This window comes from Chromobacterium sp. Beijing (assembly GCF_021496765.1).
Lineage (GTDB): Bacteria > Pseudomonadota > Gammaproteobacteria > Burkholderiales > Chromobacteriaceae > Chromobacterium.
Genome location: NZ_CP053750.1, coordinates 2,637,078 through 2,653,508, shown reverse-complemented (window position 1 = coordinate 2,653,508; position 16,431 = coordinate 2,637,078). Strand labels below are relative to the sequence as shown.

Here is a 16,431-nt window from a genome sequence, read left to right as displayed (position 1 = left end):
GCAGGCTTGTGGCGGGGTGGATAGACTCGTTTTTTATATGAAAATAAGAAATAAAATTTATATTTGTAATAATAATTGGAAATATAATGTGGCCATGTTGATGCAACTCTGCGAGATGGACATGGCCACATTGCAACTGACCGACGGGGCGAGCGAGCTGCCCTATATTCATGGTTTCTCCGCCGCCGAACAGGCGCGCCTGGTGCGCCAGGCGCGCTTCTCCGAGTCCGTGGTCTACCGGGACATCGATTTCTCCGGCGTCGGCCAGCTGCTGGAGGTGGGGTGCGGGGTGGGCGCGCAGACAGAGATCCTGTTGCGGCGTTATCCGGACCTGGAGGTCACCGGCGTCGACTTCAGCCAGCGTCAGCTGGCGGTGGCGCGTCAGCGTTTGCAGGGCAGCCCCTGGCAGGACCGCGCCCGGCTGCTGCATATGGACGCCGAGGATCTGGATTTCCAGCCGGCCAGTTTCGACGCCGCCTTTCTGTGCTGGGTGCTGGAGCATGTCTTGTCGCCGGAGCGGGTGTTGGCCGAAGTGCGGCGCGTGCTGAAGCCGGGCGCGCGGCTGTACGCCACCGAGGCGATGAACGCGTCCTTCTTTCTATCGCCTTATTCCTCGAACCTGCAGCAGTACTGGCTGGCTTTCAATGACCATCAACTGGCGGTGGGCGGCGATCCCTTCGTCGGCGCCAAGCTGGGCAATATGCTGCTGCGCCTGGGCTTTCGCCATGTGGAGACCCAGGTCAAGACCTGGCATCTGGACAGCCGCGATCCGCATCGTCGCCAGCAAGTGCTGGATTACTGGACCGAGCTCTTGCTGTCGGCCGCGGATCAGCTGATCGAGGCGAAACGGGTGGACGCCGCGCTGGTGGCGGCGATGACGCGGGAGCTGCGCCAATTGCGCAGCAATCCGGAACTGGTGTTTTTCTATAGTTTTCTGCAAGCCACCGCCGTGGTGTGAAGCGGCGTTTTTTTATTTTCGATATAACTACAAGTTGTTAAAAACAATATTTATATGCGGTAGCTAGGAGATTTCAATATGCAAGACCAATCCGTTTTGTCCTTGATCGGCAATACGCCGCTGGTGAAGGTGACGCATCTGGACACCGGCCTGTGCGAGCTGTATCTGAAACTGGAAAGCCACAATCCGGGCGGCTCGATCAAGGATAGGGTGGCGCTGTCCATGATTGCCGCGGCCGAGCGCGGAGGCAAGCTGAAGCCGGGCGGCACCATCGTCGAGGCCACCGCCGGCAACACCGGCCTGGGGCTGGCGCTGGTGGCTTCGCAAAAAGGCTATCGGCTGGTGTTGGTGGTGCCGGACAAAATGAGCCGGGAGAAGATTCTGCATCTGCAGGCGCTGGGCGCGGAAGTGGTGTTGACCCGCTCCGACGTGGGCAAGGGGCATCCGGAGTATTACCAGGACCTCGCCGCGCGCATCGCCAAGGAAACGCCGGACGCTTACTACATCGACCAATTCAACAACCCGGCCAATCCGCTGGCGCATGAAACCGGCACTGGTCCGGAAATCTGGGAGCAGACGCGCCATGAACTGGACGCGGTGGTGGTGGGCGTGGGCTCCAGCGGCACGCTGACCGGGCTGACGCGTTTCTTCAGCCGGGAGGCGCCGCGGGTGGAAATCGTGCTGGCGGACCCGGTGGGCTCGGTGCTGGCGGATCATGTCGAGACCGGACGCCACGGCGAGGCCGGCAGCTGGCTGATCGAAGGCATAGGCGAGGACTTCATCCCGCCGCAAACCGACTTCAGCCTGGTCAAGCGCGCCTACCGCATCAGCGATCAGGAAAGCTTCGACAGCGCCCGCCTGCTGCTGAGCCGGGAAGGCATTCTGGCGGGCTCCTCCTCCGGCGCGCTGCTGGCGGCGGCCTTGCGCTATTGCCGCGCCCAGACCGAGCCCAAGCGCGTGGTGACGCTGGTCTGCGACAGCGGCAACAAGTATCTGTCCAAGATGTACAACGACGATTGGCTGGTGGACAACGGTCTGGTGGAGCTGCCGCGGCTGGGCGATCTGACCGATCTGATCGTGCGTCGCCACGCCGACGGCAGCACCGTCTCTTGCCACCCGGACGAGCCCTTGAACGTGGTCTATCAGCGCATGCGCCTGCACGATGTGTCGCAGTTGCCGGTGCTGGCCGACGATAAGGTGGTCGGCATCCTAGACGAATGGGACTTGCTGCTGTCGGTGCACGGCGAGCCGGAAAACTTCCGCCAGAACGTGCGCAGCGCGATGACCAGCGAGGTGAGGACCCTGTCGCCGCGCGCTTCGCTGCAAGACCTGCTGCATATTTTCAACGACGGCCACGTCGCCTTGATGGTGGACGGCGAGCGCTACCTGGGTCTGATCACCCAGGCCGATCTGCTGGCCTTCTGGCGCCGTCAGCCGCGCTCGCGCTCCATTTAGCCCCACCTCATCCCGGCCGGTCCAAGCGGGGCCGGCCCTCCGCATTGCGAGAAAACGCCATGACTGATTTCAATACTTTGTCCATCACCGCCGGTCTGCATCAAGACGCCTTCGGCGCGGTGATTCCGCCCATTTACGCCACCTCCACCTACCGGCAGCACGCGCCGGGCGAGCACAGCGGCTACGAGTATTCCCGCTCGCAGAACCCGACGCGCGAGGCCTTGGAGCGGGCTTTGGCGGAGCTGGAGGACGGCGCGCGCGGCTACGCCTTCCCCTCCGGCCTGGCGGCCATCGCCACGGTGCTGGAGCTGCTGCCGGCCGGCAGCCACCTGATCGCGGTCAACGATCTGTACGGCGGCACTTACCGATTGTTCGAACAGGTGCGCAAGCAAAGCGCGCAGCTGGAGATCAGCTATGTGGCGTCGGAAGACCTCGCCGCCTTGCAGGCGGCGATCCGGCCGAATACCCGGATGATCTGGGTGGAAACCCCGTCCAATCCGCTGAACCAACTGGTGGACCTGGCGGCGGTGGCCGATCTGGGGCGGCGGCATGGCCTGATCACGGTGGCGGACAACACCTTCGCCTCGCCGGTGGTGCAGCGCCCGCTGGCCTTCGGTTTCGACATCGTCGTGCATTCCGCCACCAAATACCTGAACGGTCATTCCGATGTGATCGCCGGCGCGGCGGTGGTCAGCCGCCGGCGGCCGGAGCTGGCCGAGCAACTGGCCTTCCTGCACAACGCGGTGGGCGCGGTGCTGGACCCGTTCGCCAGTTTCCTGGTGCTGCGCGGCCTGCGCACGCTGGCCTTGAGGGTGGAGCGCCACAACAGCAACGCGCTGGCGGTGGCGCGTTGGCTGGAAACCCAGCCGCAGGTGGAGCGGGTCTTGTATCCGGGCCTGTCCAGCCATCCGCAACATGAGCTGGCGCGCAGCCAGATGCGGGGTTACGGCGGGGTGGTGTCCTTTTATCTGAAAGGCGACGCCGAAGAAACGCGGCGGGTGCTGGCGCGGCTGAAGCTGTTCACGCTGGCGGAGAGCCTGGGCGGGGTGGAGAGCCTGGTCTGCCTGCCGGCGGCGATGACGCATGCGTCGATTCCGCTTGAACGTCGGCGCGAGCTGGGCATCGCCGACAACCTGATCCGCTTGTCGGTGGGCATCGAGGGCGAGGCGGCGCTGATCGAGGACTTGCGCCAGGCATGGCAATAGCCGGCGCGGCCGGGTTAGAATCTTCGTCTTGTTCCGACTCACCCAAGGGGAATCCGCATGAGCATTTATCGTCACAAGCAGGGCGCGCGTCTGGCAGAGGCCGTGGTCACCAACGGCCTGATCTTCCTGGCCGGCCAGGTGCCGGAAAACACCGAGGCCGACGCCAAGGCGCAAACTGAAAACGTGCTGGGCCAGATCGACGCGCTGTTGGCGGAGCTGGATTCGGACAAGAGCAAGATCGTCGACGTCACCATCTTCCTGGCCAGCCTGGCCGATTACGACGCGATGAACGCCGCCTGGGACGCCTGGGTGCCGGCCGGCCATGTGCCGGCGCGCGCCACGGTGGAGGCCAAACTGGCCAACCCGGCCTGGAAGGTGGAAATCAAGCTGGTGGCCGCGCGCTGACATCGCCTCGCCGCCGCTACCGCCCACGTCCTGCGACGTGGGCTTTTTTTATCGATTTTTGCCGGCTGTCTGCTGAGCCAAAGGCCAGCAGGAAATAAGGATGGGGCTTTCTATAACCCTATGGTTTGCGGCGCAATGCTATTGGCATTGCGTCGCTTTGGTTTTTCCCAACCAGGAATGGAGCCCGAAATGAAACAAGCAGCTCTGATGATGGCCGTATTGGCGGCCTTGGCCGGCGGCGCGCAGGCGGAATCGAAGCAGCCGGACCCCTTATTGCGCCAGGCAGCGGTCAAGGCCTTGCAGCCCATGCTGCCGCTGGCCAAGGGGGAGATGCTGGACATGCTGGTGGAGGTCAACCGCGACAGCGCCGACGGCGGCTGGGTGCTGGGATCGGTGACCCAGCCGCTGCCGACGATGACCACGATCGCGGCGATGGATCATGTGCCGGTGTCCAGGCTGTTCCTGGCGCGCCGCGACGCGCAGGGCTGGACGCTGGAACTGGAAGGCAGTCCGGGCTTCGCCGCGATGCTGAGCCTGGCGCCGGCCGATTGGCTCAACGCGGACGAGCGCCGCGCCTGGGGCAGCCAGTCGGCCAGGCCGGGCTTGCCGTTCGCGCCCAACGCCACCGGTCTGGGCCTGCCGTGGCGGCAAGGCGCGGCCTGGCGCATGACCGGCGGCCCGCACGGCTATAGCGGGGAAAGCCAGCCTTACGATTCCATCGACTTCGCCGGCGGCGACGGCAGGGTGTTGGCGCCGCAGGCCGGGGTGATCTACAAGAGCTGCGTGCGCGGCGGCAGCGGCCTGGTCAAGCTGGTGCACGACAACGGCTTCTCGTCCACTTACTACCATATGATCAATCTGAACACGCTGGCGGACGGGACGCGGGTCAATCCGGGCGCGTATCTCGGCACCATAGGCAACGGCCTGCCGTGCGGCGGCAGCACCACCGGCCCGCATGTGCATTTCTCCCTCTTGTATCAGGGCCGGGCCGAGCCGGTGAACGGCAAGCTGTTCGGCGGCTGGCAGTTCTTCGCCGGCAACCGCGCCTATCAGGGCTATGCCTTGCGCAACGGGACGCGGGTCAATGTCGGCGGCCTGCTGAACAATTACGGCGGCGGAGGCGCGCCGGCCGGCGCCAGCGGCGTGGCGACGCCGGCGAAGGGCGAGGGAAGGGTGAACCTGCGCAGCGCGCCCAGCCTGAGCGCCGGCATCACCGGCGCGGTCAGCCGCGGCGACAGCGTCGCCTTGCAGTGCCATGTGCGCGCCGAGGCGGTGGAGGGGGTGTGGGGCCGCACCGATGTGTGGAACCGCACCCGCGGCGGCGACTGGATCAGCGACGGCTTCCTGGACACCGGCAGCAACGGGCCGGTGGTGCCGCTGTGCGCGTCGGCCAGCCGGCCTTGGTGAGCGATTAATACACGCCGTCGAAACGCAGGCCGGCGGGCAGGGGCTCGTCGGCCTGGAAGGCGGCGACGGCGGCGCCCAGCTGTTCGGCCAGGCCGTCCCGCTGGGCGTTGACCGGCACCAGATCCAGGCTGCGCATCCAGGTCAGCTGGCGCTTGGCCAGCTGGCGGGTGGCGGCGACGCCTTTGTCGATGAAGGTCTGCTCGTCGCCGACGCCGTCCAGGTATTCCCAGGCCTGGCGATAACCGACGCAGCGCATCGACGGCAGCTCCAGCGTCAGCGCCGGATAGGCGGCGCGCAAACGCCGCACTTCGGCCAGGAAATCCTGTTCCAGCATCAGTTCGAAACGCTGCGCGATGCGTTGGTGCAGCCAGCCGCGCTCCGCCGGCACCAGGCCCAGCGACAGCAGGCGAAAATCCGCCGCGGCTTCCTTGCCGCGTGCCAGCAGCCGCGACATCGGCTCGCCGCTGAGCAGGCAGACTTCCAGCGCGCGGTGGATGCGCTGCGAATCATTGGGATTGAGGCGGGCGGCGGTGTCCGGGTCCAGTTGCGCCAGCCGCGCGTGCATCGCCGGCCAGCCGGCCTGGGCCGCGTCGGCGTCCAGCTGAGCGCGCAGCGCCGCGTCGGCGCGCGGCAGGTCGGACAAGCCCTCCAGCAAGGCCTTGTAATACAGCATGGTGCCGCCCACCAGCAGCGGCAGCCGGCCGCGGCCGTTGATCTCGCGGATCAGCCGGTTGGCGTCGGCGTGGAACTGGGCGGCGGAATAGCTTTGCAGCGGGCTGATGATGTCGATCAGATGGTGCGGGCATTGCGCCATTTCCGCCGCGCTGGGCTTGGCGGTGCCGATGTCCATGTCGCGATAGACCAGCGCGGAGTCCACGCTGATGATCTCCACCGGAAAATGGCGGGCCAGCTCCAGCGCCAGGCCGGTTTTGCCGGAGGCGGTGGGGCCCATCAGCAGGATGGCGTGCGGGGTATCGTTCATGGGCGGGTCTTGCGGTTCAATCGACGGATTGTCGCATAAGCGGCCCCTGGGCGGACAGTGCCGCCCAGGACACGCAAGGTGTCGACGATGGGCTGCGCGTCGACGGGATGGCGTGGGCGTGGGCCTTGGAACCGTCTGCAAAATGCCCGTGCGCCATGTGTGGCTTCCGGTTTTCCCGCCGCAAGGCCTGGTCTCGCTAGAGGGTAAACACGCTTTCAGGCCCCGGATTCGGGCGCCGGCAGCGCCCGGCGGCGGCTGGCGCGCCACCAGCCGCCCAGGGTGATCAGGAACCACATGCACTGATTGACGAAGGACGCCAGGTTGAAGTGGTTGGACAGCGAAATCAGGATGCAGACCGGCCCGATCAGGTTCAAGGCGAAGTAGCGAGGGTCCGAGGTGCGCAGGCCCAATAGCTGGTTGCCCAAGTAGGCGCCCAGATAGCTGATGACGCCGATCAGGCCGATGAGGTCGTACATATGGGCTCCTTGGGCCGTGGCGTTTACAAGGGGGCGGTTTGCGCCGCGGCCGTTTCGGCGACGGGGTCTTGATCCCCGCCGGCCTGGTAGAACGGCGCGTTCGAGCGCGGCAGCGGCGGCAGTTGGCGGATCAGGTCGGCGATCTTCTCCGCCATCATGATGGTGGGCGCGTTCAGATTGCCGGTGACGATGCGCGGCATGATGGACGCGTCCACCACGCGCAGGCCGGTCAGGCCGTGCACGCGGCCCTGATGATCCACCACCGCCGTCGGATCGGCGGCGCTGCCCATCTTGCAGGTGCCGGACGGATGCAGCGCGGTTTCGGCGTGGGTTTTGACGAAGCGGTCGATCTCGCTGTCGCTGGCGACCTTGTCGCCCGGCTGGATTTCCCGGCCGCGGAAGGCGGAAAGCGCGCGCTGGCCGACGATCTCGCGCGTCAGCCGCACCGCGGCGCGGAACTCCCGCCAGTCGGTGTCGTGCGCCATATAGTTGAATTGCAGCAGCGGCTTGTCGTGCGGGTCGCGGCTGGCCAGCTTGACGTGGCCGACGCTGGGCGAGCGCATCGAGCCGACGTGGCATTGGAAGCCGTGCATCTTGACGGCGTGGCTGCCGTCGTAATTCACCGCCAGCGGCAGGAAGTGGTATTGCAGATTGGGGAAGGCGAAGCGTTCGTCGCTGCGGATGAAGCCGCCGGCCTCGAAGTGATTGCTGGCGCCCGGGCCGCTGCCGTTCAGATACCACTGAGCGCCGATGCGGGCCTTGTTCCACCAGCGCAAGGACGGGTATAGCGACACCGGACGCAGGCATTCGTACTGCAGATACATTTCCAGATGGTCCTGCAGATTGGCGCCCACGCCGGGCAGGTGGGCGACCACGCCGATGTCGTGTCGGCCGAGTTCGGCGGCGTCGCCGACGCCGGAGCGCAGCAACAACTGCGGCGAGGCGATCGCGCCGTTGCAGACGATGACTTCGCGCAGGGCGCGAACGCGATGGCTGCGGCCGCCCTGCAGGTATTGCACGCCGACGGCGCGCGCGCCGTCGAACAGGATGCGGTCCGCCAGCGCGCGGGTCCGCACGGAGAAGTTGGCGCGGTCGCGAGCGGCGTCCAGATAGGCCAGCGACACGCTGCAGCGCCGCCCCTGGGCGGTGGTGGTGCGGTCCATGGGGCCGAAGCCTTCCTGACGATAGCCGTTCAGATCGTCGGTGCGGGCGTAGCCGGCTTGTTCGCCGGCCTGGATGAAGGCTTCGAACAAGGGGCTGATGCCGGCCTTGGGCGTGGTGACGTGCAGCGGCCCGTCGCCGCCGTGGTAGTCGTTTGCGCCCTTGTCGTAGCTTTCCGCCTTGCGGAAATAGGGCAGGCAGTCGGCGTAGCTCCAGTCGCCCAGCCCGGGCAACTCGGCCCAGCCCTGGTAGTCCAGCGCGTTGCCGCGGATATAGACCATGCCGTTGATCAGCGAGGAGCCGCCCAGGCCCTTGCCGCGCGCCTGGGCCATGCGGCGTCCGCCCATATGCGGCTCAGGTTCGGTCAGATAGGCCCAGTTATAGGTGCGGCCTTGCAAGGGGTAGGCGAGGGCCGCCGGCATCTGGGTGCGCCAGTCCAGACGCCAGTCCGGGCCGCCTGCCTCCAGCAGCAGCACCTTGACGCCGCTGTCTTCGCTCAGCCGCGCCGCCAGCACGCCGCCGGCGGAGCCGGCGCCGACGATGATGTAGTCGAATTCCTGAGTGGTGCTCATCTTGATTCTCCTTATCGGTGAACGAAGGCGGTACCGGGTGAATGGACCCTCAGGCGCCAAACCACCCCATCGGCTTGGGCGCCAGATTGATGTAGCTGTGCTTGAGCTCGGTGTACTCGTCCAGACCGATGCGCGACAGCTCGCGGCCGATGCCGCTGGATTTGAAGCCGCCCCAGGGGGCTTCGGGGAAATAGGGGTGGTAGTCGTTGACCCAGACGGTGCCGAAGCGCAGCGCGCGGCTCATGCGGTTGGCGCGGGCCAGATCCCGCGTCCATACCGCCGCCGCCAGGCCGTAGGGTGTGTCGTTGGCCAGGCGCAGCGCTTCGGCCTCATCGCGGAAGCGCTCCACGGTGATGACCGGGCCGAAAATCTCCTCTTTGGCGATGCGCATGTCGGCGTGGACGTCGACCAGCAGCGTGGGCTGCAGCCAATAGCCTTTGCGATAGCGTTCGCCGTCCGGACGGCCGCCGCCGTAGACCAGGCGGGCGCCTTCCTCCACGCCGGCGGAGATCAGGCTCAGGATCTTGTCGTGCTGCTGGGCGGACTGCACCGGCCCCATCTGAGTGTCCGGCTGCTGGCCGGGGCCGACGACGATGTGCGGCAGCCGTTCCGCCAGCCGGTTCACGAAGTCGTCGTGAATCTCGTTTTGCAGCAGCAGCCGCGAACCGGCCGAGCAGACCTGGCCGGCGTGGAAGAAGGCGGCGTTCAGCGCGTAGTCGACGGCGGCGTCGAGGTCGGCGTCGGCGCAGACGATGTTGGGGTTCTTGCCGCCCAGCTCCAGGCCGATGCGTTTGAAGTTGGCGCTGGCGGCGCGCATGATGCTGGCCCCCGCCTGAGCGCCGCCGGTGAAGGACAGCAGATCCACGTCGGGATGCTCCGCCAGTTCGGCGCCGGCCTCGGCGCCGCCGCTGACCAGGTTGAACACGCCCGGCGGCAAATCCAGCTCGGTCAGCAGCTGGGTGAAGCGCCAGCTGCTGAGCGGGGTCAGGCTGCTGGGCTTGAGCACGACGCAATTGCCGGCGCCCAGCGCCGGCGCGATCTTCCAGGCCGCTTGCAGCAAGGGGTAGTTCCACGGGGTGATCAGGCCGCAGACGCCCACCGGCTCGTGCAGGGTGCGGCTGATCACCTGCTCGGGCGCCGGGTTGACCTGGCCGCTTTCGGTGGCCACCAGGCCGGCGAAATAGCGGAAGGTGGCGGCGATGTCGCCCATGTCGGTGCGGCTCTCGCTCAGGGTTTTGCCGGTGTTCAGCGTCTCCAGCTCGGCGAGGCGCTCGCTGTCGCGCTCCACCAGTTGGGCGATGTCCAGCAGCAGGCGGCTGCGTTGGCGCTGGGTGACGAGCCGCCAGGGACCGTGATCGAACGCCGCGCGGGCGGCGGCGATGGCGGCCTGCGCATCGGCGCGGCCGCCGTCCGCGGCGACCGCGATCTCGTTTTCGTCGCAGGGATTGAGAATCTGACGGGTTTGCCCCTTGGCGGCGTCGCGCCATTGGCCATCGATGAAGAGCTGGGTAGAGATCATGGCAGCCTCACGCAAGAGATGAAATTAACCATTGGTAAATAAATTTACCTTTGGTTTAATTGTAGTGTCGATTCGGCGCGGCCGGCAATCCGTAATCGGCTATGGTAATGATGGATGTATTGAGTTTGGCTATATTGGCGAGGTTCAAGCCGGGCCGGAGGCCGGCCTGGCTTGCTTGGCTGTCGGGCTTTTGCTTCGCTTCGGGATTTTTCCGGCCTGAGTTAACATGGCCGGCTGACAGCCGCAGGCTGTGGCGCGCGCGCATCGGCGCGCCGTGTTCGCATTCAATTACCCAGGAGGCGCGGCCGTCGCCGCGACCAGTTGCGTGTCGTCAAATCAAGTCAGCCAAACCCTTGTTCCCACCGGGGATGAAACCTTCGCCACCCGCCTGAAGGAGGTGCTGGGGCGCAAGCGCGTCATGCTTAAACAGGTGGCGGAAGCCCTGGGCGTATCGTCCGCCGCCGTGCACAAATGGACGCGCGGCGGGGAAATCGAATATCGCAAACTGCGGGTGTTGGCGGATTTTCTGGGCGTGAACTGGATCTGGCTGCGCTACGGCGAGCAGGCGGTGCTGGATCTGGCGACGGCGACGACGACGGATGCGCAATTGACCGAGATCCGCCGCAAGCATCTGGCGGAGATCATGGAAAGCGAAGCGCGGATGAAGTTCGCGCAGAAGGTGTCCGGCATCGTTACCTGGGAGTGGAACATCCTGAGCGACGCGGTGGCTTACTCCGCCAACGCCGAGCACTTGTTTGGCCGCCCGGTGCGCCTGCTGTCCGATTTCTGGCTGGCGCTGGATCCGGCCGACGCGCCGGCCTTGCGCGCCAAACTGGAGGCGTGCCTGAACTCCGGCGCGGCTTACGAGGCCGAGTTCCGCGTGCGCTGGCCGGCGGGCGACACGAGATGGATCGCCTCGCGCGCCACTTGTGTGCTGGACGCCGACCGCCGTCCGGTGAAGATGATAGGCGTCAGTTTCGACATCACCCAGCGTTGCCTGGCCGAGCAGGCCTTGCGTCAGAACCAGGCCATCCTGGACAAGGCGCAGTCAATTGCCCATTTGGGCAGTTGGTTCTGGGATGTGCGCAAGGACGACTGCATCTGGTCGGATGAGGCTTACCGGATTTTCGGCTGGCAGCCGCAGGCCTTCAAGGTGACGATGGAGCGTTACTTCGCCGCGATGGCGCCGGAGGACCGGGATCGCATCGATCGAGCCATCCGGCGGGCGATCGATGAGCGCCAGCCCTATTGCGTGGAGTACAGCATCCTGCTGCCGGACGGCCGCCGCCGCCAGATTCACGAGGAGGGCGAGGTTCTATACGGGGAAGGGCGGGCCGAGGCCATGATAGGCGCGGCTCAGGACGTCACCGACAGCCGGCAAGCCGCGGTGGCCTATAGCGAAAGCGAGGAGCGTTTCCGCGAGGTCTTCGAGCAGGCGGCGCTGGGCCTGGCGCATCTGGGTCTGGATGGTCGATGGCTCAAGGTGAATCGCCGTCTGGCCGAGATGACGGGCTACGCGCCGTGGGAGATGGAGGGGATGAGCTTCCAGCAACTGACCCACCCCGACGACCTGGAGGACAATCTGCTGCGGCTGGATCAGCTGCTGAGCGGAGAGGTCGCCAGTTTTTCGCTGGAGAAACGCTTGCTGCGCAAACAGGGCGGCCATGTCTGGGTGAACGTCAGCGCCTCGCTGAGCCGTCACCCGGTGAGCGGCGAGCCCTGGCATTTGATCGCCGCGGTGGAGGAGGTGGCCGCGCGGCGCGAGGCGCGCCGCGCGCAGGAGGAGGCCCGGTTGCGCAGCGAATTGGCGCTGCAGTCCATCGGCATGGCCAGTTGGGAATGGGATCTGGGCGCCGGGCGGCTGCGCTTGTCGCCGCAGGCCGCGCGGCTATTGTTCGGCGAGGCTTTGGAGGAGACGACGGAGCAGCGCTTTCTGGACGGTTTGCGCATCGCCTCGCGGCAGGGATGGCTGGACAGCCTGGAGGCGATTTTCAATATTTCCAGCCGCGCGCAGCTGGATGTGTCGTGGCACGGCGAGGGCGGCAAGACTTTGCCGCTGGTCTTGTCGCTGGTGGCGCAGCGCGGGAGCGACGGCGCGCTCAGCCGCCTGATCGGCGCTTTGGGCGCGCGCTGATCTCGGCCGCGGCCGGGTGTGGACTAATTGACTGTTGGTGAAAAAATTAACTTATGGTAATTTTTGGCCCTCGTCTGGCAAGGCAGATGGATTTCGTCTTGTTGCGTTCGAACCCAGAATAGGCGCCGCTGGAAGCTTGGGCGGCGTCCGACAACAGGAGCTGACGCGCTATGAACAGCATGCACAGACAGTGGTATCTTCGCCGCCGAACCCGCTGGGGTTATGGCTGGGCCTTGTGGGCGGCGGTGTTGTGGGGCGCATGGTATGTGCCCGGCGCCGCGGTGTGGCACGAGGCGCCGCTGGCCGGGCTGACGCGGGGGCGGCCCGAGTGGTTTCTGATGGCGGCCGCGGTGTTGACGGCCTTTCACGCCTGCCTGGTGGCGGCGTTTCAATTGTTGTGGCTGGCGGCCTTGGGCAAGCTGGCCGACTTCTTCCGCACGCTATGGCGCTTCGGCGGCATTTCCAAGTGGTATTTCCTGGCCGCGGTCTTGGGCGGCCTGATGGCCAATTTCGGCTCATATCTGGCGATGGGTTACGTGGGCGCGGTGTTCGCCGCGGTGGCGGGCCTGTTGTATCCGGTGGTGGGCGCGGCCTTGGCGCGTTTGTGGTACCGCGAGCGGATAGGTCGGCGCGCGGCGCTGGGCATCGCGGTCATCGTGCTGGGCGGAGCGGCGATTTACGCGCCGGGCCTGCTTGGGGACCTGAGCGGCGACGGCGACGCGCGCTGGCTGGGCTATCTGGGCGGCGCGCTGGCGGCGCTGGGCTGGGGGCTGGAGGGCGCCATCGTCGGACGGGCGATGGATGTGGCCGATCCCGATTGCGGGGTGGCGATCCGCTATCTTGCCGAGGCCCTGTATTGGCTGCTGCTGATTCTGCCGGCGCTGGCCTGGCTGACGCCCTTGCCGGTGTATGCGCTGGCCGGCGAGCTGTGGTCGTGGCGGCCTATGCTCTATCTGACGGTGGGCGGGCTCAGTTTCGCTTTCTGCGCCGTGGCCTGGTACAAATCCTTTCCCTTGATCGGCGTTGGGCGCGGCCAGGCGATCGGCGCTTTCTACGCGCTGTTCGCCACCTTGTTCACCGCCGCGTTCACTTTGAATTTTCCCGAGTGGCATTTTCTGATCGGCTTGGCCCTGGTGATTCTGGCGGCTTCGTCATGGTGTCGGACAGCGAGCGCCATCCCGGCGCGGTGCGCAATGTGGAGGGCAGGGCGTGAAGGTGCACATCAAGGGTTTTATCCTGCAGGCTTTGGCCAGGCAGCCGGGCTTGTGGGACGTGGATCTGGCCCGGCGCATTTGCCGGGAGTACCACAAACCGGAAGACGCCTACTGGCTGGGCATGGTGAGGGCCTGCCTGGCGGATTTGAGCGCCAGCGGTCTGGTGGTGGCCTTATGCGAGCGTTGGCAGGAGGAGGGCGCGCGCCTGCTGTTCAATTATCGGGTCAGCGAGTTCGGGCTGGAGCGCATGCGGCAGACCGGTTTGGTCTAGATGCCCGCGCAAAGCCTCGCGAGCAAGAGCGAGACAAGACGATAACGGCTAGAAGGCGGAATGTACTCGTGGCGCATGAGCATGTCGAAGACGGGTTCAAGGCCCGGTTCTGGCCATCTCGCCGACGCGCGGCAGGCATTGAACCGCTTTTGAAGGAGAAGGGCATGTCCGACTATTGGGGTTATGAAGGCGCATCCACGCTGGCGATGGTTGTGATTGTGGGTTTGAGCCTGGCGGCTTTGTTCGTCGCCAGGCGTTATGTGAGAACGCTATAGCTGCTGAAGGCAGGCCCTGCGCCGCGCGCGCATTCCGTTTTCTCCGCCGCAAGGGCTTGTCCCGCCCTTGCTCTCAGGCTTTGAACCGACTTTTTTACAGTTGCGCGGCGTAGGCTTCCAGCTGCGCCAGCACGTCTTGCGCTTTTTCGCTTAGCTCGCCGGCGCGGGCTTCCTCCAGTTCCTGGCGGAATTGCCGGACATCGCGGCCGGGTCCGCCGTTGAGCTTGGCTTGACGCCATGTCTGCCAGCGTTCTTGCTCTTCGCCGGACAGGGAGCGCGGGAAGTTGCGCGCGCGGTAGCGGAACAAGAGTTCGGCCAGCTGCGGGTCTTCGAAGAAGGCCATCTCGCCGGTCAACTGGTCGGCCGACATGCGGCGCAGCTTGGTCAGCACTTTGCGATCGTTGTTGGAGACGAAGCCGCCGTAGAGATTTTCGTCGACGTCGCGCGGCTCGCCGGTTTCGCGCTTATACACCTTGCGCCAGACCGGGCTCAGATCCGGCAGCGCGCCGGCGTAGTCGGCGTGGCGCTGAACCTGCTCCATGTCCACGCCCCAGTGCGCGGCGCGCTCCGGGCTCAACACCTTGAGGTTGGCGACCACGAACGGCGATTTATTGATGTGCACGGTTTTGAGCGGCAAACGCTGCACGCCTTCCGGCAAATCTTCACTGCGGGTGTACAAGCGCTCTCGGATGGCGTCCGGGCCCAGGCCTTGCAGTTCGCGGGGGTCCTGGGCCAAGTCCCAGACAATCACCTCGTTGGCGTTGTAGGGGTGGGCCGCCAGCGGCCAGACCACGGCCATATTGCCGCGCTCGGCGCCGTACATGCCGGAAACGTGCAACACGGGTTTGGGCGCGTGGAGGCTGAGCTGGACCTTGACCGCGTCTTTCTTGCGCAGCGACAGGTAGAAGTCGAACAGCTTGGGCTGGTGCTGTTTGATCAGGCGCGCCAGCGCGATGGTGGCGCGCACGTCGGAGAGGGCGTCGTGGGCGGCTTCGTGCGCCAGGCCGTTGGCGGCGCTCAAATGCTCCAGTTTGAAGCTGGGGCGTCCATCCTCGTGCTGCGGCCATTGGATGCCGTCCGGGCGCAGCGCGAAGGTGGCGCGGACCAGGTCCAGCAGATCCCAGCGGCCGCATTGGTTCTGCCATTCGCGCGCATAGGGGTCCATCAGATTGCGCCAGAACAGGAAGCGGGTGACTTCGTCGTCGAAGCGGATAGAGTTGTAGCCGACGCCTATGGTGCCCGGCGTCGCCAGCTCGCGTTCGATCACGCCGGCGAATTCGTGCTCGGCCACGCCGTGCTGCAAACACCATTGCGGGGTGATGCCGGTCAGCAGGCAGGCCACCGGAGACGGCAGGTAATCGGGCGCGGGCCGGGCGTAGAGCATGACCGGTTCGCCGATTTCATTCAGCTCGGCGTCGGTGCGGATGCCGGCGAACTGCGAGGGGCGATCCTGGCGCGGCACGGCGCCGAAGGTTTCGTAATCGTGCCAGAAGAAGCTGTGGTTGGACATGGCGGCAACAATGCGGTGAAGTTGGCCGCATTGTCGCACCCATGGCGCGGCAGGGCCAGCCGCGCCGTTCCCCGCCGCTTGTTAATCCATCCACGAGGGCTTGCGCGTTTCCAGCATGGCCTGAACGCCCTCGCGGCCTTCCTCGCTCAGGCGGATGGCGACAATGCGCTGGATGCAGATTTCCATGCCGTCTTCTCCGACGCCCAGGCCGGCGATGTCGGCCAGCAGCCGCTTGGCTTCCAGCATCGCCGCCGGGCTGTTGATCAGCAGATGGTTGATCAGGAAGTCCACCGCCATGTCGAGCTCATCGCTTTCCACCACCTGATGCACCAGCCCCAGGCGTTTGGCCTTGCCGGCGTTGAAACGCTCCGCGGTCATGAAGTAGCGGCGCGTCGAGCGCTCGCCGATGGCGCGGACCATATAGGGCGCCACCAGCGCGGGGATCACGCCCAGCTTGACGTCGGAGAAGCTGAACAGCGCTTCGGAGCTGGCGATGGACACGTCGCAGCAGGCGACCAGCCCCGCGCCCAAGCCGAAGGCGGAGCCCTGTATCTTGGCGATGGTGGGCTTGGGCAAGGTGTCCAGCGTGCGCAGCAGCTTGGCCAGCAGGCGGGCGTGGCGCTCCAGCTCCTCGCGGCCGAAACCGGCCATCCGTCGCATCCAGTCGATATCGTGGCCGGCGGAAAAGCTGATGCCGCTGCCGGTCAGCACCACGGCGCGCACGCTAGTGTCTTCGGCCAGGGTTTCCAGCATCGCGGTCAGCAGGCCGACGCTGCTGTCGTCCAGCGCGTTCAGCAGTTCCGCGCGGTTGAGGGTGATGGTGGCGATTCCCTTTGAATCAACGGCAAGCAAAACGGACTCGGCGGTCATTCGGTTCTCCTTGTTCT

The 16,431-nt window shown here is 65.9% G+C and carries 14 protein-coding genes; 7 read left to right on the top strand and 7 right to left on the bottom strand.

The features are described from left to right. Positions 1 to 94: 94 nt before the first annotated feature. The 5 genes from HQN78_RS12225 (at position 95) to HQN78_RS12205 (ending at position 5,430) form a co-directional block, all read left to right on the top strand. Positions 95 to 958 (top strand): class I SAM-dependent methyltransferase, encoded by an 864-nt coding sequence (locus HQN78_RS12225; protein WP_233246648.1) that lies wholly within the window; start codon positions 95 to 97, stop codon positions 956 to 958. A 78-nt stretch (positions 959 to 1,036) separates the two neighbouring features. Continuing rightward, on the top strand, positions 1,037 to 2,413 hold the full coding sequence (locus HQN78_RS12220; RefSeq protein WP_235089706.1) for a cystathionine beta-synthase: 1,377 nt from the start codon (positions 1,037 to 1,039) through the stop codon (positions 2,411 to 2,413). A gap of 59 nt (positions 2,414 to 2,472) precedes the next feature. Further along, entirely contained in the window at positions 2,473 to 3,618 is a 1,146-nt protein-coding gene (locus HQN78_RS12215; protein WP_227107242.1) for a PLP-dependent aspartate aminotransferase family protein, read from the top strand. Positions 3,619 to 3,675: 57 nt separating this feature from the next. Continuing rightward, positions 3,676 to 4,023 (top strand): RidA family protein, encoded by a 348-nt coding sequence (locus tag HQN78_RS12210; protein ID WP_107798387.1) that lies wholly within the window; start codon positions 3,676 to 3,678, stop codon positions 4,021 to 4,023. A gap of 189 nt (positions 4,024 to 4,212) precedes the next feature. Next, on the top strand, positions 4,213 to 5,430 hold the full coding sequence (locus HQN78_RS12205) for a M23 family metallopeptidase (RefSeq protein ID WP_235089705.1): 1,218 nt from the start codon (positions 4,213 to 4,215) through the stop codon (positions 5,428 to 5,430). A gap of 4 nt (positions 5,431 to 5,434) precedes the next feature. Here the strand turns inward: HQN78_RS12205 and miaA are convergent, their stop codons facing one another. The 5 genes from miaA to HQN78_RS12180 form a co-directional block, all read right to left on the bottom strand. After that, positions 5,435 to 6,412, bottom strand: a complete 978-nt coding sequence (gene miaA, locus HQN78_RS12200) for a tRNA (adenosine(37)-N6)-dimethylallyltransferase MiaA (RefSeq protein WP_235089703.1) — start codon at positions 6,410 to 6,412, stop codon at positions 5,435 to 5,437. 215 nt (positions 6,413 to 6,627) lie between these two features. Further along, a complete protein-coding gene (locus tag HQN78_RS12195; protein ID WP_107798390.1) occupies positions 6,628 to 6,888 on the bottom strand; it encodes a cyclic nucleotide-binding protein in 261 nt (86 codons plus the stop codon). Between the two features lie 23 nt (positions 6,889 to 6,911). Further along, positions 6,912 to 8,621 carry a choline dehydrogenase gene (betA, locus tag HQN78_RS12190; RefSeq protein ID WP_235089700.1) on the bottom strand — a complete coding sequence of 570 codons (1,710 nt, stop codon included), beginning with the start codon at positions 8,619 to 8,621 and terminating at the stop codon, positions 6,912 to 6,914. A gap of 49 nt (positions 8,622 to 8,670) precedes the next feature. Next, positions 8,671 to 10,140 carry an aldehyde dehydrogenase family protein gene (locus tag HQN78_RS12185; RefSeq protein ID WP_235089697.1) on the bottom strand — a complete coding sequence of 490 codons (1,470 nt, stop codon included), beginning with the start codon at positions 10,138 to 10,140 and terminating at the stop codon, positions 8,671 to 8,673. Between the two features lie 55 nt (positions 10,141 to 10,195). Then, the gene (locus HQN78_RS12180; protein WP_235089695.1) at positions 10,196 to 10,405 is read right to left on the bottom strand and encodes a hypothetical protein; all 210 of its coding nucleotides are present in this window, start codon (positions 10,403 to 10,405) and stop codon (positions 10,196 to 10,198) included. 60 nt (positions 10,406 to 10,465) lie between these two features. Here HQN78_RS12180 and HQN78_RS12175 point away from each other — a divergent pair, with 60 nt between their 5' ends. Together HQN78_RS12175 and HQN78_RS12170 are read left to right on the top strand one after the other, a co-directional pair. Further along, a complete protein-coding gene (locus HQN78_RS12175) occupies positions 10,466 to 12,274 on the top strand; it encodes a PAS domain-containing protein (RefSeq protein WP_235089691.1) in 1,809 nt (602 codons plus the stop codon). Between the two features lie 233 nt (positions 12,275 to 12,507). Continuing rightward, positions 12,508 to 14,034, top strand: a complete 1,527-nt coding sequence (locus HQN78_RS12170) for a DMT family transporter (RefSeq protein WP_235089689.1) — start codon at positions 12,508 to 12,510, stop codon at positions 14,032 to 14,034. A gap of 94 nt (positions 14,035 to 14,128) precedes the next feature. On the opposite strand, the gene sbcB is transcribed toward HQN78_RS12170, so the two are convergent. Continuing rightward, complete coding sequence (sbcB, locus tag HQN78_RS12165; protein WP_235089686.1) at positions 14,129 to 15,544, bottom strand: exodeoxyribonuclease I; 1,416 nt, start codon at positions 15,542 to 15,544, stop codon at positions 14,129 to 14,131. An 81-nt stretch (positions 15,545 to 15,625) separates the two neighbouring features. Further along, the gene (locus HQN78_RS12160) at positions 15,626 to 16,414 is read right to left on the bottom strand and encodes an enoyl-CoA hydratase-related protein (protein WP_235089683.1); all 789 of its coding nucleotides are present in this window, start codon (positions 16,412 to 16,414) and stop codon (positions 15,626 to 15,628) included. Between the last annotated feature and the right edge of the window lie 17 nt (positions 16,415 to 16,431).

What these genes read in the sequence shown, in the direction of transcription:
- HQN78_RS12225 (WP_233246648.1), top strand. Translation starts at nt 95, where the DNA reads ATGTTGATGCAACTCTGCGAGATGGACATGGCCACATTGCAACTGACC.
- HQN78_RS12220 (WP_235089706.1), top strand. Translation starts at nt 1,037, where the DNA reads ATGCAAGACCAATCCGTTTTGTCCTTGATCGGCAATACGCCGCTGGTG.
- HQN78_RS12215 (WP_227107242.1), top strand. Translation starts at nt 2,473, where the DNA reads ATGACTGATTTCAATACTTTGTCCATCACCGCCGGTCTGCATCAAGAC.
- HQN78_RS12210 (WP_107798387.1), top strand. Translation starts at nt 3,676, where the DNA reads ATGAGCATTTATCGTCACAAGCAGGGCGCGCGTCTGGCAGAGGCCGTG.
- HQN78_RS12205 (WP_235089705.1), top strand. Translation starts at nt 4,213, where the DNA reads ATGAAACAAGCAGCTCTGATGATGGCCGTATTGGCGGCCTTGGCCGGC.
- miaA (WP_235089703.1), bottom strand. Translation starts at nt 6,412, where the DNA reads ATGAACGATACCCCGCACGCCATCCTGCTGATGGGCCCCACCGCCTCC.
- HQN78_RS12195 (WP_107798390.1), bottom strand. Translation starts at nt 6,888, where the DNA reads ATGTACGACCTCATCGGCCTGATCGGCGTCATCAGCTATCTGGGCGCC.
- betA (WP_235089700.1), bottom strand. Translation starts at nt 8,621, where the DNA reads ATGAGCACCACTCAGGAATTCGACTACATCATCGTCGGCGCCGGCTCC.
- HQN78_RS12185 (WP_235089697.1), bottom strand. Translation starts at nt 10,140, where the DNA reads ATGATCTCTACCCAGCTCTTCATCGATGGCCAATGGCGCGACGCCGCC.
- HQN78_RS12180 (WP_235089695.1), bottom strand. Translation starts at nt 10,405, where the DNA reads ATGCGCGCGCGCCACAGCCTGCGGCTGTCAGCCGGCCATGTTAACTCA.
- sbcB (WP_235089686.1), bottom strand. Translation starts at nt 15,544, where the DNA reads ATGTCCAACCACAGCTTCTTCTGGCACGATTACGAAACCTTCGGCGCC.
- HQN78_RS12160 (WP_235089683.1), bottom strand. Translation starts at nt 16,414, where the DNA reads ATGACCGCCGAGTCCGTTTTGCTTGCCGTTGATTCAAAGGGAATCGCC.